At 40.8% G+C, this 15,870-nt stretch carries 13 protein-coding genes; all 13 read right to left on the reverse strand.

What is annotated here, in order from left to right; all coding sequences use genetic code 11:
- The 13 genes from pglF to CVT00_RS07410 are packed head-to-tail and all read right to left on the reverse strand — an operon-like array spanning window position 1 to window position 15,865.
- Window positions 1-1,782 (reverse strand): UDP-N-acetylglucosamine 4,6-dehydratase (configuration-retaining), encoded by a 1,782-nt coding sequence (gene pglF / locus CVT00_RS07350; RefSeq protein WP_107914608.1) that lies wholly within the window; start codon window positions 1,780-1,782, stop codon window positions 1-3.
- Window positions 1,783-2,874, reverse strand: coding sequence for a UDP-N-acetylbacillosamine transaminase (pglE, locus tag CVT00_RS07355; protein ID WP_107914610.1), 1,092 nt, complete (start codon window positions 2,872-2,874; stop codon window positions 1,783-1,785).
- 48 nt (window positions 2,875-2,922) lie between these two features.
- The gene (gene pglD / locus CVT00_RS07360; RefSeq protein ID WP_107914612.1) at window positions 2,923-3,513 is read right to left on the reverse strand and encodes a UDP-N-acetylbacillosamine N-acetyltransferase; all 591 of its coding nucleotides are present in this window, start codon (window positions 3,511-3,513) and stop codon (window positions 2,923-2,925) included.
- The gene (gene pglC / locus CVT00_RS07365; protein WP_021091777.1) at window positions 3,500-4,105 is read right to left on the reverse strand and encodes an undecaprenyl phosphate N,N'-diacetylbacillosamine 1-phosphate transferase; all 606 of its coding nucleotides are present in this window, start codon (window positions 4,103-4,105) and stop codon (window positions 3,500-3,502) included. Before pglC ends, pglD begins: the two co-directional genes overlap by 14 nt.
- Window positions 4,098-5,213, reverse strand: coding sequence for a N,N'-diacetylbacillosaminyl-diphospho-undecaprenol alpha-1,3-N-acetylgalactosaminyltransferase (gene pglA / locus CVT00_RS07370; protein ID WP_107914614.1), 1,116 nt, complete (start codon window positions 5,211-5,213; stop codon window positions 4,098-4,100). Before pglA ends, pglC begins: the two co-directional genes overlap by 8 nt.
- A 2-nt stretch (window positions 5,214-5,215) precedes the next feature.
- Window positions 5,216-7,315: an STT3 domain-containing protein gene (locus CVT00_RS07375; protein WP_107914616.1), complete on the reverse strand. Its 2,100-nt coding sequence runs from the start codon at window positions 7,313-7,315 to the stop codon at window positions 5,216-5,218.
- A complete protein-coding gene (gene pglJ, locus CVT00_RS07380) occupies window positions 7,308-8,432 on the reverse strand; it encodes an N-acetylgalactosamine-N,N'-diacetylbacillosaminyl-diphospho-undecaprenol 4-alpha-N-acetylgalactosaminyltransferase (protein ID WP_107914618.1) in 1,125 nt (374 codons plus the stop codon). The genes CVT00_RS07375 and pglJ overlap by 8 nt, the downstream gene beginning before the upstream one ends.
- The gene (locus CVT00_RS07385) at window positions 8,429-9,472 is read right to left on the reverse strand and encodes a glycosyltransferase (protein ID WP_107914620.1); all 1,044 of its coding nucleotides are present in this window, start codon (window positions 9,470-9,472) and stop codon (window positions 8,429-8,431) included. The genes pglJ and CVT00_RS07385 overlap by 4 nt, the downstream gene beginning before the upstream one ends.
- A complete protein-coding gene (locus CVT00_RS07390; protein WP_103558785.1) occupies window positions 9,469-10,527 on the reverse strand; it encodes a glycosyltransferase in 1,059 nt (352 codons plus the stop codon). The genes CVT00_RS07385 and CVT00_RS07390 overlap by 4 nt, the downstream gene beginning before the upstream one ends.
- Window positions 10,524-11,456 carry a glycosyltransferase family 2 protein gene (locus CVT00_RS07395; protein ID WP_103558786.1) on the reverse strand — a complete coding sequence of 311 codons (933 nt, stop codon included), beginning with the start codon at window positions 11,454-11,456 and terminating at the stop codon, window positions 10,524-10,526. The genes CVT00_RS07390 and CVT00_RS07395 overlap by 4 nt, the downstream gene beginning before the upstream one ends.
- The gene (locus tag CVT00_RS07400; protein WP_103558787.1) at window positions 11,457-12,218 is read right to left on the reverse strand and encodes a glycosyltransferase family 25 protein; all 762 of its coding nucleotides are present in this window, start codon (window positions 12,216-12,218) and stop codon (window positions 11,457-11,459) included.
- Entirely contained in the window at window positions 12,219-13,736 is a 1,518-nt protein-coding gene (locus CVT00_RS07405) for an MATE family efflux transporter (protein WP_103558788.1), read from the reverse strand. It lies immediately after the preceding gene.
- Window positions 13,736-15,865: an STT3 domain-containing protein gene (locus CVT00_RS07410; protein WP_107914622.1), complete on the reverse strand. Its 2,130-nt coding sequence runs from the start codon at window positions 15,863-15,865 to the stop codon at window positions 13,736-13,738. Before CVT00_RS07410 ends, CVT00_RS07405 begins: the two co-directional genes overlap by 1 nt.
- Window positions 15,866-15,870: the final 5 nt, after the last annotated feature.

Here is a 15,870-nt window from a genome sequence, read left to right on the forward strand (position 1 = left end):
CTAGCCTTTTAAATTTAATGCATGATTAAACTCTGGCACGATCACCTTAAGAGCAGGTGCTACCTCGTCATCTTCAAGCTGCAAAAGCCCATTTATCTGTGAGTTTAAAAGAGTTAGATCATAAGGCTGCGAGTGTGTCACAAAGATCGACTCATACTTAGTTTGAACGTCATCTTTGTTGATAAGCAGCTCCTCATAAAGCTTCTCGCCAGGTCTAAGCCCTACAAATTCGATACCCAGATGCTCTTTGTTTGAAAGCAGAAGCATCTTTTTAGCAAGATCGACGATCTTAACAGGCTCGCCCATGTCAAGCACGAAAAGCTCTCCGCCTTTTGCGATAGAGGCTGCTTGAAGGACTAGCTGACACGCTTCAGATGTAAGCATAAAGTATCTTGTGATCTCTGGGTGAGTGACGCTTAGTGGCTTGTTTACAGCGATCTGCGCCTTAAATTTAGGTATGACTGAGCCACTTGAGCCAAGGACATTACCAAAGCGTACACAAACTATCTCGCAGACACCTGCTTCGTTTGAATTTAGCGCATAAAGCTCGCAAACACGCTTAGTTGTGCCCATGATATTTGTTGGGCGCACAGCCTTGTCTGAAGAGATCATGACAAATTTCTTAGCACCATATTTTTTCGAAAGATCGACTGCATTTTTTGTGCCAAGGATGTTGTTTTCAACTGCTGAGCGAGGGTTTAGCTCGCAAAGTGGCACGTGTTTGTAAGCTGCTGCGTGGATGACGATCTCTGGTCTAAATTCTTCAAAAACCTCTTCAAAATCTTTTAAATTTGTGATGTTTACAAGCTTGCTAACAGTTCTTTTATCTCTTGTATCTTCGCCTATTTTATAAAGGTTAAACTCGCTGTGCTCGACCATTATAAGCTCATTTACGCCATATTTCAAGCACTGCTTACAAATTTCACTTCCTATACTACCGCCAGCTCCAGTGACAAGCACTCTTTTATCTTTTAAGAAATTTGAAATAGCCTCTGGGTTTAGGTCTTTTGGCTTTCTAGCGAGCAAATCTTCGATCGAGATATCTTTGATCGGCTCATTTTCGATAAGCGAAAAGAGTTTCATATCTCTTATGCCATATCCAGTTAGCTCATCAACTAAGGCCTGAAGTTCGTCTTGATCGAGCGCAAGTGCGATGATAGCAGTCTTTGCGTCGTAGTCTTTTATAAGGCTTGGTATATCTTTTTTATCTTGAACTAAAAATCCATCACAATATGTGCCAACAAGGTCGCTTCTGCCATCTACCACACCAACTGCGTAGTAGTCAAGATAACCCTGTTTTAAGCCACGTAATACGTGAAGCGCCTTTGAGGTTGCGCCTATAACGATACAAGGCTCACCTTTGTGAGGTCTGTTTGAAAAGTCAAGCACCATACGCTTTGAAATTCTCAAAAGCCCGATAAGTAGGCACGAGATGAGAAGGTCGATAAAGATAACACTTCTTGGATAAGGATTTAAAAAATCTTGTATGATGAAAAATACGATCGTAAATAAGATCGCCGCGCAAACGTGAGCTAGGAAAATTTTACGAGCTTCATTTAAGCCAAAAAATCTCCACGGCACCTTGTAAATTTTAAACATCCACATGAAAAAGAGCTTAAATACGATCAAAAATCCAGCCGTTACAAAAAGTCCTTGCACGTAGATATCTGGGATGTCGGCGTTAAATCTTAAAAGATATGCTGCATATATCGAAAAAACAAATATAAAAACATCACCAAGAAGGAAAAATACGAGCCTTTTTAACTTCGTTGCATGAAACATTTACGCATTTTCCTTGACTATTTTGATCACTCTTTCTTGTGTCTGCTCGCTCATATCGCTACCGCTTGGCAAGCAAATTCCTCTTGAAAATAGATCTTCGCTATATCCATCAACAAAACTTAGCGCGCCTTTAAATACTGGCTGCATGTGCATAGGCTTCCAAAGTGGGCGGCTCTCGATGTTTGCATCAGCTAGTGCTTTTATAACTTTTAAATGTGCATCTTTTTTAGCAAAAACGCCGGTTGTAAGCCATCTGTTTCCACGAGAATTTGGCAGCTCTGGCATAAATTCTAAAATATCGCCAAGCTCTTTTTCATAGATATCAAAGACTTTTCTCTTTTGTTCGACTCTCTTTTCTAAAACTTCCATCTGAGCCACGCCAATAGCGCCTAGGACGTTGCTTAAGCGGTAGTTGTAGCCGTAGTCTTTATGCTCGTAGTGAAGCAGCGGCTCTCTTGCTTGTGTGCTGTAAAATCTAGCTTTTTCTACAAATTCGCTATCTCCAACTAGCATACCGCCGCCTGAAGTGGTGATGATCTTATTGCCATTAAAGCTATATCCGCCCATCACGCCAAATGTGCCAAGCGCCTTGCCACCGTAAAATCCACCAAGTGCCTCAGCTGCATCTTCGACCAAAGCGATACCCTCGTTTTGGCAAATTTCGCAAATTTCTTTCATCTTTGAAGCTTGGCCGTAAAGATGAGTGAGCACTAATGCTTTTGGCTTTTTAGGTAAATTTGATATCGCTTTTTTTAGTAGTTCTGGGCTTAAATTCCAGCTCTCGTCGCTATCTATAAAGACTGGAGTTGCCTTTTCATAAAGTATCGGCGAGACTGAAGCCATGAAAGTAAAGCTAGAAGCTAGCACAAGATCACCCTCTTTTACACCAAGGACGCGAAGTGCTAGGTGAAGTGCCGCAGTTCCAGCGCATAGTGCAAGCGCATCTTTGGCTCCAGTATAAGCCTTTATGCTATCTTCAAATTTATTGACATATTCGCCAAGTGGCGCTATGTAGTTGCTTTCAAAAACTTTTTTTATATATTCCTGCTCTTTTCCACTCATGTTTGGTGGAGATAAAAAAACCCTATCCATTTTCATACCTTTCGTGATTTTTGGCGATTTTAGCACTTATTTTTAAATTTATATCTTAGCGCGCTCGCATGCAGGCACACCGTAAGCCTTTATGCCATCCTTTATATCTCTAACTACTACGCTTCCAGCACCAATAATGCAGTTTTTGCCGATGCTTATGCCTTGAATGACGCTTGAGCCAATGCCAATGTGCGTAAATTCTCCCACGCTAACGTTTCCAGCAAGGGCTGCATTTGGGCTGATGTGAGCAAATTTGCCTATCACGCACTCATGCTCTATCACCGCGCCAGAGTTTATGATAGCACCCTCTTTTATGCAAGCTTTTGCGTTTATCACGGCATTTGGCATGACCACTGCGCCTTTTTCTATCACAGAACTCTCGCTCACAACCGCACTTTTATGGATCAAATTTACTATCTCAAAGCCAGCGACCTCCACCTTTTGGCTGATCTTTTGCCTTGTTTTATTATCGCCTATGGCTATTATGATGTCAGCTTTTTCAAGCTCTGGGCTAAATTTACGCTCACTAGCATCGTCTAAAAAAACTATTTCATCATAGCCGTTACTTCTAGCGATGTCAGCGACTACAAGGCCGTGACCGCTCGCTCCGTAGATGTAAATTTTCTTAGTTTTTGCCATTAAATTTCTCCGTCGTCGCCTGCCCTTCTTTGCTTACACCACTTCGTTTTAGCACCTTTTCGATAGTCTGCAAGGCGATCTTTACATCAAGCATAAAGCTTAAATTTTTAGCGTAATAGACGTCGTACTCAAATTTTTTCTCCCAGCTTATGGCGTTTCTACCATTTACCTGTGCTAGGCCTGTGATACCAGGGCGCACGTCGTGGCGATGCTTTTGCGTTTCGTTATAGATGGGTAGATACTCAACCAAAAGCGGTCTTGGTCCAATGAAGCTCATATCGCCTTTTAGCACGTTAAAAAGCTGTGGTAGCTCATCAAGGCTAAGAGAGCGGATAAGTTTGCCAAATCTACCAAGACGCTGCTCATCTGGCAAAAGCTCGCCATTTGCGTCACGCTCATCACTCATCGTCTTAAATTTATAAATTTTAAAAATTTTCTCATTTAGCCCTGGTCTTGCCTGCGTGAAAATGACATCACGGCTTACTTTAAAGTAGATAAAAATCGCCGTTGCTATGATGATAGGTGATGTTAAAATGAGCAAAAACAAAGCTCCCAAAATGTCAATCACCCTCTTTAAAAAATTTCTATACATCTATAAATTTCCTATAAATTTCTATATATCTTTTTGCGATTTGCTTCTCGTCAAACTCGCTAACCGCCCAGTTTCTGCCATTTGCTCCAAGCTTAGCGCAAAGCTCCTCATCATCAAGTAAAATTTTTATCTTACTAGCAAGATCGCTTGCGTCTTTTACCTTGCATAAAAGTCCGTTGTAGCCCTCTCTTACAGCTTCATTACAGCCTGTCACGTCGCTTGCAACGACTGCTTTAGCCATGCTCATCGCCTCTAAAACCGTTCTTGGAAAGCCCTCTTTGTAGCTTGGCAAAGCCAGTAAGTAAGAAGCTTTTAAAAGCTGTGGTATGTCGTTTCTAGCACCAAGATATCGCACTTTGCCACCTTTTAAAAAGCTCTCGTTGGCGGTTGATTTATTACCAGCAAAGCCCTCGCCCACAAAGACAAATTCGCAGTTTTTATAGCCATTTAAAATTTCTGCTGCCTCATAAAATTCACGAACACCCTTGTGCCACATGGCTCTGGCTATCATGAGAACCACCTTTTTTTCACCCAAGTCCGCCGCCTGCGTGATAGCTGGGTCAAATTTAGCAGTATCGACGCCGACACTTTTTATGCGGTACACCTTGCTTTTATCTATCAAATTTTTAGAGATCAGATAGTCTGGATCTGCGTCATTTACGAAGATGCAAGCATCAGCCTTTGCAAAAGAGAGCTTATAAAGGCTCTCCATGACAAAACGCACGGCCTTTGTCTTAATATCATCATCGATATAAAAGCTACCAAGGCCTTCAACCAAATTTATCACGTGCTTTATGCCAGCGTTTTTAGCAGCAAATGTGCCAAAGACATTTGACTTGTGAGCGCCAGTTTGAAGCAGGTCTAAATTTAGCTCGCCTAAAATTTGAGATAGTTTTTTTGAGTTATTTATCACGGTTAGTGGATTTAGGCTCGCCTTGTCAAGCTCGTAGGTGACGGTGTGAAAGCTTTTAGCAAGCTCATTAGTGAAATTTCCTTTTGGAGCGATAGCAAAAACCTCATGCCCCATATCTTTTAAAGCCTGCATTATAGGGCGTCTAAAAAAGTGTATGCTCATATCAGCATGGCTTAAAAATCCTATCCTTGCCATATCTACCTCTTTAGCCTATAAACTTTTGCCGCCCCATCAAGTATGACTGGCTCAAAGACCTTTGGATCGTATCTTTCGAGCACGAAAAGCTGGATGTAGGCGCTATTTAAAATGCTCTCATCAAGGATGATAAATCTACCATAATCCCTCATAAAAATGACAGAAATGTTTGAACTTTCATTATTTTTATACTCTTTTACATTTAGCTTGCCAGCCTCGTTGTAGTCGGTCTCTATGAAAGATCTTAGTGGTAAGACATTGCCATCATAGATCAAATTTGTGACATCACTTGTTAGAGTAAATCCACCACTTAGCCTAATGCCCTTTTCGCTTTGCGAGATCGCTCTAGTGGTGATGAAAAGTCCATTGTTTAAATTTTTACCACTTTTTAGATCGATCTTGCTAAACTGCAAAATCGTAGGGAAAATGCTAAGCATCCTATCTGGCAGGTAATAATATATCTCTCTGCTCTTTGCTGGCAGGCTAAAATTTGCCTCTTTTATCTCGCTAAAAAACTGATCAACGCTTAAATTTCTATCTTTTAAAATTTGAGCCAAGTTTCCATTAAAGTGCTCTTTGAAATTTCGCTCAGTGTATTCGACATCGAGCCTTGCCATATTTGCCGAGCTCATCTCGTCGCTTCCAAGCGCAAAGCTCACGGCAAAATTTTCACGTCCAAGGTGCTTTCCGCCGTCAATTAGCGTCTTAACATCACTGTAATATCTAATCGGATATCCATAGTCCCACCATGCAACCACGTAGTCCTCGCGTCCTGCGATGCCTTTTAGCTTATTTAAAATTTCAACCTCTTTATTTACAAAGACTGGCTCAGCCTTGTAGCCATAGATGTGAATGAGTGCTGGAGCAAGCACTAGGGCCGCTATGAAGGCTCTTATGAGATTTAGCACGGCTCCTTTTAGCTTTAAATTTGTAAGCACAAACTCCACTAAGTAGCCAAAGCCAAGCGCCATGATAGGCACGGCGTAAATGGTAAATCTAAGGCCGCTTTTAAAGGCCAAAAAGCCAAGTGCGAGCATGCCAAGCGAGACGGCAAATGAGCGGTGCTTGTAGCAAAAAAGAGCGACGCCAGCAAGCGAGATCAAAAATGTGATGACATTTGCGCTGATCCTCTCGCAAAATAGCGTAAAATCAACAACGCTTGACTCTTGGATGGTTTGATTGACATTAAAAAAGTGAAAGCTCATGCCGCCAACTTCAGGCGCATCTCTAAAGACGTAAAATTTAAGCTGAAAGATTATCGGATTTAGCCCGCCACGGATGACAAAGACGATAAATATAACCGCCAAAACACTAAGAACAAATTTTAAATTTATCACATCTTTTTTAAGTAAGCAAAGTGCATAAATAGCGATGACAACGATAAATTTAAGAGTTAGATCAAGGTTTGAGATAGCAAGTAAAAGCAGAGAAATTTCAAGGTAAAAAAGTGGATTTTTCCTATCAAAAATGAGCGTGTAAAGTAAAAATAGTCCAGTTAAAATGCTAATAAGCGAAAAGGCGCTCATATACCACCACATATAGATAAGCACGCTTAAAGGTGCTATTATCAGGCTCTTTGCGTCCTTTTTCTCAAGCACTCTAACAAGCCCCCAAACGACAAAAACGCTAAGTGGGATGATGAGCATGTCAGTGTCGTAATATCCTGCCATAGTGCGGTTGTAGTAGCTATTTGCGATCACTGCAAGAAGTGCAGCAATGAAGCCAGCCATTTTTGCTTTGTATTCATTTGCGATCAAGATAACAGGCACAGCCACAAGCGACGAGAAAAAGACGCTCATATAAATCATCGCCGTCTCAAGCTTGACGCCTAGAAATTTCACGATCCAGTAAGTAAGTGTCGAGAGTGGATAGCCGTAGTAGCTAAGGTCGTTTTCTTGGTGAAAGCTAGCCAGCATATCCCTTGCGCCCTCGGCAAATGCGTAGCCGTCGTTTGTGCTGATCATCAGCTCGTTGTTCCAGAAAAATACCGGATATTCGCTCGCCCAAAAGACCCAGTAAAGCCTGCAAACCATGCCAAAGATGACTGCGACAAATATCATAAGGTATAAAGAGTAATTTTTAAAAAACAAATTTCTATTCATTAGGATTTTCCAAAAATTTTATAAGCTCGCTCGCTATATTTTCACTATCAAAAAATTTAGCCCGATTATACGCAACATTTTCAAAATTTTGCCTTATCTTTGGCTCATTAAGCACTTTTATCATCGCCTCTTTCATAGCATTTTCGTCATCAACAGGTACTAAAATGCCAAACTCGCTCTCACCCAAAAGCTCCTTTGCGCCGCTCTTATGCTCGGTTGAGATGATAGTTTTTTCGCATGCTAGCGCTTCAAGCAAGACGTTTGAAAAGCCCTCAAAACGCGAGGCACAAAGCAAGCAAGAGGCGTTTTTTATATGCCTAAAAGGGTTTTTATCAGTGCCAAGAAGCTTTACTCGCTCGCCCACGCCAAATTTATCTATCAAATTTTGCAGCTCGTCTTTTAAAGGCCCTTTGCCAAGGATGCCAAGCGTGGCGCAAGGGTCGTTGATTGATGCGATTATTTTTATTAGCATGGCTTGATTTTTACCGCTATCAAGGCGACCTATGTTTATGAAAAATGGCTTAAAGTCGCTCTCAAGTGGCTCATCTTTTAGCAAATTTATAGTTTTTAGATCAAGGGCGTTATAAAGCACCTTTGTTTTTGCCTCGCTCATACCAAAATTTCGCACCAGATCCTCTTTGTTGCCAGCTGCATTTGCGAGGATTAGATCAGCCTTTTTATAAAGATGAGTGAGTAAAAATTTATTAACCCTGCCGCTTAGATCGTCTTTATATAGGATCGATGGACAACTTCGCTCGCTGATAACCAGCCTAGCCTTTAGCCCTAAAATCCTAGCAACCCCAGCGATATAACAAGGGCGGTTCATCAGCACAAACTGCGTGTCGATGTTTAAGCTTTGGCAAAGATTTTTATATTTAAAGGCAAGCATTGGCATCGCTAAAAAGAGCCTTGCAAGCTTCTTTAGCCCGCTCTCATAAGGATCGCTATTTTCTATAAAGTGGATTTTCACCTCGTTTGGGATCTCATAGGCGATGACCTTGCTCATTAAGATGAGATGAACTTCATAACGTTTGATCAAAAATGGCAGTAAATTTGCCACATTTCGCTCAGCCCCGCCAGGCCCCATCGAGTATAAAAAAACGGCTAATTTTTTCACTTGCTAACAACCTTTTTTATAAATTCTCGCCACTGCTTGATGATATTTTCTTTGCTAAATAAATTTGCACTTTCGCTGGCGTTTTTTGCTAGTTTTTGCCTTAAATTTTCATCTTTTAAAAGCATCTCAAGCTTCTCTTTTAGATCATTGCTGTCGCCATTTTTAAAGATAAGCCCGTCAATGCCATCATTTATAAGCTCTCTTGCGCCCACAGTGTCGCTACTTAGCCTAGTGCAACCAAAAGCGCCTGATTCTATTAGCACATTTGAAAGCCCCTCACTTCGTGAGCTAAGAGTAAAAATTTTTGCCTCGCTATAAAGCTTGCTAACGTCGCTCATGTGACCTAGAAATTTGACGTTAAGCCCTAAATTTGACGCCATTTGCTTCAGTTCGGCTTCTTGCCTGCCACTGCCTGCGATCTTTATCTCCCAGCCATCAAGCAAGCTCTTATCCACCTTGCTAAGCGCCTCAAAATAGATATCATAGCCCTTTACCACCTCCAGCCTTGCCACGCTTAAGATGACATTTTGCTTCTCGCAATTTTCAGGCACATCGATAAAAAGTGGGTTGTGGATGACCTCGCGATTTTTGGCAAATTTATAGTAGTCGTAGTCGCTTTTACTTAGCACGCTTAAGCCATCTACAAAGAGGTAGCTAATATCACGCATGGCACTTGCGATTTTGCTTTTTAAGTAGCTGTGCTCGTGGTGCTCGGTTGCTATTAGTTTGCTCTTTAGCCCAGCATTTGCCAGCACGCAAGCGACGTTTGTCCAGTCGATAAAGCTAATTATGAGATCAGCCCTTTGCTCTTTAAAAAGCGCTCTAAGAGCCAAAATTTTCTTAAATTTTAAAGCCAGTCCCGAGCCAGTGACGTTAAGGTTTATGATATTTATCTTTTCACTAAATTTATAAAGCCCAAGGTCTTCTTCAAGAATAGCGATAGTGATCTCATTGTCTTTGCAAAGCTCATTTGCAAGCACGTTTAGCACACGTTCAGCCCCGCCGTTTCTAAGCGCAGCTATGACAAAAAGAATTTTCACTTCACACCTCCAAGCTTTAAAAGCTCCAGCCATTTTTTATAAATTTGCTCCACGCTAAACTCATCAAGTCTAGCTCTTGCGTTTTTGGTAAATTCGCCCATTTTTGCTTCATCTTGCAGCAAATTTGCAAGCTTTTCGCTCATCTGATCAGCGTCATTTATCTCGCAAAGCAAGCCATCAAAACCATCTTTTATAAGCTCTTTTGCCCCGCTAGTTCTTGTCGCAACCCGCACACAGTCGTAGTTTATCGCCTCTATCAATGTGTTTCCAAGACCCTCGAAATTTGAACAAGAGAGCAGCACCTTTGCCCTTTTATAAAGCGAGGCGATGTCACTTACATTGCCTAAAAACTGGACATCAGCGCCTAAATTTTTAGCTAAATTTTCTAAATTTGCTCTCTCGCCGCCATCTCCAGCGACAGCGAATTTATAGCCGCTTTGCTTTAGGCTTGCAGCCACTCTTACAAACATTTCGCAGTTTTTTATCTTATTTAGTCTGCCAACAAAGATGACTAAATTTTCTTTATCAAAACTCTCACTGCGCACCTCTTCAAAGAGTGGGTTGTAAATTTTCATCACATTTTTGCAAAATTTCGAGTAGTAGCTAAGATCCTCGTCGCTTAATACGCTAAGTGCGTTAGCAAATGGATAGCTTATGCGTCTTAGCACCTTAAAAATGGCTCTTTTTGGTGCAAGATAGTTTGTGTGCTCGCTTATGATTATAGGCGTTTTTAGCCCAGCTGAGCTAAAGAGCACCAAGGTATTTACGGCATCTAAAAATGATATCACAGCGTCAAATTTGCCCTCTCGTATGAGCGCTCTTAAAGCAAGCACCTTTGAAACTCTCTTTTTTAAATTTCCAACAAAGCCAAGCTCATCAGCCCCAACGCCTAAATTTATAAGCTTCACACCACTTGCTAGCTCGTAAAATGGCTCATCTTTGTCAAATTTAACAAGGCTTACCTCGTGATCCATGCTAAATCTTGATGCGATCACCGCGCAAACTCTCTCCGCACCGCCACTTCTAAGTGTTGATGTGACAAATAATATCCTCATACGCCAAACCTTTGTTTGATCTTCACTCTAAGCCTTGAAAGTGCTGGTAAAATGCCACTTGGAAGCGGGCAAAGCAGCAAAAATATAAACGCCTCTTTACTAAATTTAATGCTAAGACTTTTAAAGATACACCTTAGCATAAGGCCATATTCGCCTGCTATTTTGGCGTAGTAAGCGGCGTTTTTATACTGCATAGCTAGAAATTTTGGCTCATTTTTTATAGCGATATCGTAGTGCAAATTTGCTGTTTTGATGTAAGCGTTTGCCACGTTTAGCGCGTGCTTGCCAGCATTTAACGTCGCACTATCGCTTCTTGCTATGCGGTAGATGTAAAGTGGCTTTTTAAGGTAGAAGACATTTTTTTCAAAAAAGCGGATGTAAAGCTCGTTTTCGCCGCCAAAAATGCTCTCATCAAACCTAAAATCATCTATAAATTCACGCGAAAAAAGCTTAAAATACTCGCCATTTATCCGCCCGCAGTGGTAATCAACCTTGCTCATCGCCCCACTCTTGCTATATGGGCTTCTACCAGCCACGACCTCTGTCATCACGCCATCTTTTTCGCAGATCGCGTCTGCAAAAACGCACGAATACTCGCCACTTTTTAAAATTTCATAGCACAAAGCAATCGCCTCTGGTAAAAGCTCATCGTCATCGTCAAGTAAGCAGACAAACTCGCCAGTTGCGTTGTCAAAGCCGTTATTTTTATTGCCATTTGGGCTCTTTTTGTGAGCGCTGTTTTTTACAAATTTGATCCTTGCGTCGTTAAAACTCTTGCAAATTTCACTCGCACTCTCGTCATCGCCGTCATCGGTCACAACTATTTCTAAATTTTTATAGCTTTGAGCTAGAGCGCTTTTTATGGCCTTTTTTAAAAGCTCTGGACGCTTGTAGGTCGCTGTTACGATGCTGATTAATGGCTCGCTCATTTAGCCCCTTTTAAAAATTCTCTCATAGCCTTGAAGTTTTTCAAGCCGTGAGAAAAGTATAAATTTAAATGTTTTTATATAGGCCTTTAAATTTGCGCTGTATCCTCTCTCAAGGCGCTCGCCCTCGATGTTTGAGCCGCTTAGATCAGTTGGATGTGCAAAAAGGTCGCAAAAATACATCTGCATATCATTAACGCCAAGCAAATAGTCCCAAACATCGGTCGTGCAAAGCGCATTTTTATGAATTTCAAGCAAATTTTTAGCGCTTTTTTTAGTTAGCACATAAGCCCCAGCTCTATAAATGCTTGAAAATGAGTGCTTTGAGACCTGCCAAAGTGGCTTGCTTAGGCTAGTATCCACCTTTTTGCCAAAGGCGCTAAACCTGCCCTCTAGCCCATCTTGCATGCCACATATGAGCACGCTCTCTTCTGGTATTTTGCTAGCTGCTAAAAAGGCCTCTTTTATCGCCTCATCATCTCCGATCACGTCATCTTCAAAGATGAGGGCAAATTTCGCATCACTTGCTAAAAAAGCCTCATAGGCTTTCACATGCGAGAGCGAACAGCCAACCTCAGCAGGGCTTAGAACCTTGCCGTAAGCTTTGAACGATGGCGAAATGATCTTATAGTACTCCCTCGCGTTTAGCTCCCTGCCATCAACTGCGTCTATTAGATTAAAGCTATCATAAGAGCCAAATTTCTGCTGCAAAAGCTCGCGCCTTTTGGTGTCTTTAGCCAAAGAGATCAGATAAATTTCATTCATTTAAGACCTTTTAAATTTTTTTAAAATTTTACGCCAGACTATGCCTCGCTCGAAGGCATTAAAAAACAAAAAATATCCCAAAACATAAGCTGCGCCGGCGTATATCGCAGCAAAGATAGCAAATTTTAGCCAGTTATCTAAGCTCACAAAGTCCTTGCAGGCAAACATCGCAAGCACACAGAGCGCAAAAACGGCTAAATTTTTAAAATAAACCCCATAAAACGTGGTGAGTTTCACCTCTAAATTTAAGGCGGCATTTATGAGGTCAAAGCCAAGAATTCTTATACTATAAAAAACGGCTGCGACGATGACGATACCATAAACGCCGTAGCCACTAAATTTAAGCAGTGCGATCTGCGCTATGATCGTGCTAACACCAAGGATAGTGTTGGCAATGGCTGGTCGGCGAAGCTTGTTTGTCGCGCTATCAAGGTTAAAAAGCGAAAAAACAAAGCTTATAAAGACGATCGGCACTAGCGTGATCATCGAGACGTTGTAGATAAATTTAACCTCTTCTGCGCTTTTAAAAGGTAGCCAAAGCGTGTAAAAATCAAGCCCGAAAACGACGAAAAATGCAGCCGGAGCGCTCATCACAAAGGCGATCACCTTCATTGAAAATTTAGCCTCTTTTATGAGGTCCGTGATCAAATTTTTAGAGTAAAGCTCGACAAATTTTGGCGCAAAGATACCGCTAAGCTGCGCTACAAAGCTCTCAAGTATGATAGGAGCGGCCTTGGCGACTGAAAGAAGGCCAGTGGCGTTTGCACTTACGAAAATATTGCAGATAAAAAGGTCCATGCCTGTTAAAAGTATGCGGTTTAGCGCATTAAAGCTGTTCCAAATGCCAGAGCTTAAAAGCTCTTTTATCTTAGAAAAGTCAAATTTACTAAGGCTAAATTTTAGCTCCGGTGTGATGCGAGCTGACATAAAAATGGTGCTAAAAAAGACAAAAAGGCTAGCAACTAGCGCTGAAATGGCGATGTATGAGATAAATGGCTTAAAAAAGAAAAAGAGCGCCACGATGAGAGCTGCTAGGATCGCGCTTGAGATGGCGTTTCTGATGGAGAGTAAGTAGAGCTTGTTTGTCACAAAAGCACAAACCGTCAAAACGCCGTTAAATAGCCCAACGCAGAAATTTATAAAGTAAAAAACAAGGGTCATTCTCACGTCAAAGAGTAAATTTTCAGGGACATTTAAAAAGCTTTGCAAATTTAGTATAAAAACAGAGCTAAGCACTACGACTACGGCGCAAAAGAAGATATTTACAACAAGCACTGATGAGTAGTAGGTGTTTGCAAGGTTTAGGTCTTTTTTGTGCCACGCATGAGCGACAAAGCGCCCGCTCACTGAGTTTATCGCCACGCTCACGACTGCTGCGTAGCTAACGATGGCGTTACTAAGTCCCACAAAACCAAATGCCTCGTTGCCAAGACTTTTTAAGATAAATGGCGTAAGAAAGAAATTTATGCCCATTGATACGACAAAAACGACGATCGAGCTTATTAGATTGATTAGCATTAGACTTTTAACCTGTAAATTTTTACGCCACTTGAGATGACAAATGGCTCAAAGTATCGCTCATCTGCTCGCTCAAATATAAAAAGCTGCACAAGGGCTGAATTTAAGGCATTTTCATCAACTAAAACCACGCGTGCATAGTCCTCCAAAAACAAAACAGAAATTTTCGCCTTGTTGTCGATAGTTTTTTCATCTATTTGTAGCTCTTTGCCAGAGCCTTTTATCTTATAAAAGGACTTTACCGCCACTTTTTCGCCATTTTGTGTGATAAATTTTGGCTCTTTTAGCGGCAAGATATAGCCATTTCCAAGATCTATGCCAGCCTCGCTAATGCTATTTATAGGGCTAATGTAGTAAAAAAACTCCTCTTTTGGCCTCTCACCGCTCATAACATCAATGTAGCTATATCTAAAGATGTTTGGAGCGATATCTATCATATCTGGCACAAGATAGTAAAAAACCTCTTTTTTTGCCGCTGGCAGAGTGAAATTTGTGCTTTCAAGCTGGCTTAAAAAGAGATTTAGATCGCTTGTATTGTGATCTTTTAAAATTTCTTCTAGCACTCTACTCTTTTTCTCAAACGATATGTCGTTATACTCGCTCACTACTCTTGCAAGCTTAGCCGAGCTTGCCTCATCTTTTCTTAATGCAAGGCTAACAAAATAGCCGTTCTCACCGCCTTGCCTGCCAGGATCATTTAGTGTCTTAACATCAGCAAAGTATCTTACCGCATATCCATAATCCCACCACGAAAGCACGTAATCATCGCGCTTAGCAGCTTTTTTTAACTGATCAAGTGCCATTGCCTCATCGTGCGTGATCAAAGTATGCGGTCTATAAGAGTAAGCGATCTCTAAATTTGGAGCAAGCGCAGCAGCTGCAAAGATAAAAAAGGATAAATTTTTAAGAGAATTTCTAAGGTCAAATAAATTTAAAAAAAAGTGTAAGAAATACCCAAAACCAAGTGCAACAAGTGGCGTTACATACATGGCAAATCTAACTCCGCCAAATAGCGATAAAGCGCCAAGTCCAAGCAGTGGCAAGCTAAGTAAAAATGGTCGAAATTTAAAGCAAAGCGCTAGATATCCAACCGCTGCAGCTAGCAAAATAAGGATATTTCCAGCCATGAAATAGACAAAGTATAAAGGGCTAGCGCTTTTTACCTCATCAATTAGCGTGTATTCGCTTATAAAGTGAAATTTACTTGCAACCTCTGAACTGCTTTTTAAAACGTAACTGCCAATCTTTGAGATGATAAGATCAAAACCACCAAAATAGATAAAAATAGCTAGCATAATAGCTAGAAAAATGCTTAAATTTCTAGGTGAAAGTAGTTTTTTATATTTGCAAAAAATGGCGTAAAATGAAGCAATAACCGCTAAATTTAAAATCAAAATTTTATTTGCGATGAGTGGATCTTTTGAAAAAATATTGAAACTAACGATGCTTATAAACATAAAAAATATCGCTTGGTAGTTTTCTATCCTGCTTCGCATAAAAGCAAGCGTGTAGATAAAAAAGATAAAGATAATGCTTAAAATAAGAGCATAAGAGCTTTGATACCACCAAAGATAAAGCGATACAAAAACTCCAGGCAAAACGATAAATTTTTGTTCATTTGCATTTAAAAGTCTGATCAAAAGATAGATGATGAAAAGCGCAAACGTAACATTTAGCATATCGCTATCAAAATAGCCAAGCGACGTTCTTACAAGATAACCTGGCAAGATAACACTCATAAATGCCGCCACAGCTCCAGCTTTTAGAGCTTTAAACTCATTTGATATCAAGATAACTGGAAGCGCGATAAGTGGTGCTAAAAGCGCGCTCATATAAAATATCACGCTTTCGATCTTGAAAGGTAAAATTTTGCAAATATAAAAAACTATTGTTGAGATTGGGTGATTAAAGGGGCTAAAGTCACTTTGCTGATGAAAGCCAGCAAGCATATCTCTAGCGCCCTCTGCGTAATAGTATGCGTCATTTGTCGTAAGCATAAATTCGCCATTAAAGTAAAACTCTGGCATATCCTTTGCCCACAATACCCAAAGCATCCTAGCTGCAAATCCAAACAGATAAGCAGCTAGAAAGATAAGTAAAATTTTACAATTTACGCTTACTTTGTGCACTAAAT

The organism is Campylobacter concisus (genome assembly GCF_003048675.2).
GTDB lineage: Bacteria > Campylobacterota > Campylobacteria > Campylobacterales > Campylobacteraceae > Campylobacter_A > Campylobacter_A concisus_F.

Bases quoted from the DNA above. Each gene is read 5' to 3' on its own strand.
- CVT00_RS07395 (WP_103558786.1), bottom strand. From the start codon at position 11,456: ATGAGCGAGCCATTAATCAGCATCGTAACAGCGACCTACAAGCGTCCA.
- pglE (WP_107914610.1), bottom strand. From the start codon at position 2,874: ATGGATAGGGTTTTTTTATCTCCACCAAACATGAGTGGAAAAGAGCAG.
- CVT00_RS07400 (WP_103558787.1), bottom strand. From the start codon at position 12,218: ATGAATGAAATTTATCTGATCTCTTTGGCTAAAGACACCAAAAGGCGC.
- CVT00_RS07405 (WP_103558788.1), bottom strand. From the start codon at position 13,736: ATGCTAATCAATCTAATAAGCTCGATCGTCGTTTTTGTCGTATCAATG.
- pglA (WP_107914614.1), bottom strand. From the start codon at position 5,213: ATGGCAAGGATAGGATTTTTAAGCCATGCTGATATGAGCATACACTTT.
- CVT00_RS07375 (WP_107914616.1), bottom strand. From the start codon at position 7,315: ATGAATAGAAATTTGTTTTTTAAAAATTACTCTTTATACCTTATGATA.
- CVT00_RS07390 (WP_103558785.1), bottom strand. From the start codon at position 10,527: ATGAGGATATTATTTGTCACATCAACACTTAGAAGTGGCGGTGCGGAG.
- pglD (WP_107914612.1), bottom strand. From the start codon at position 3,513: ATGGCAAAAACTAAGAAAATTTACATCTACGGAGCGAGCGGTCACGGC.
- pglC (WP_021091777.1), bottom strand. From the start codon at position 4,105: ATGTATAGAAATTTTTTAAAGAGGGTGATTGACATTTTGGGAGCTTTG.
- pglF (WP_107914608.1), bottom strand. From the start codon at position 1,782: ATGTTTCATGCAACGAAGTTAAAAAGGCTCGTATTTTTCCTTCTTGGT.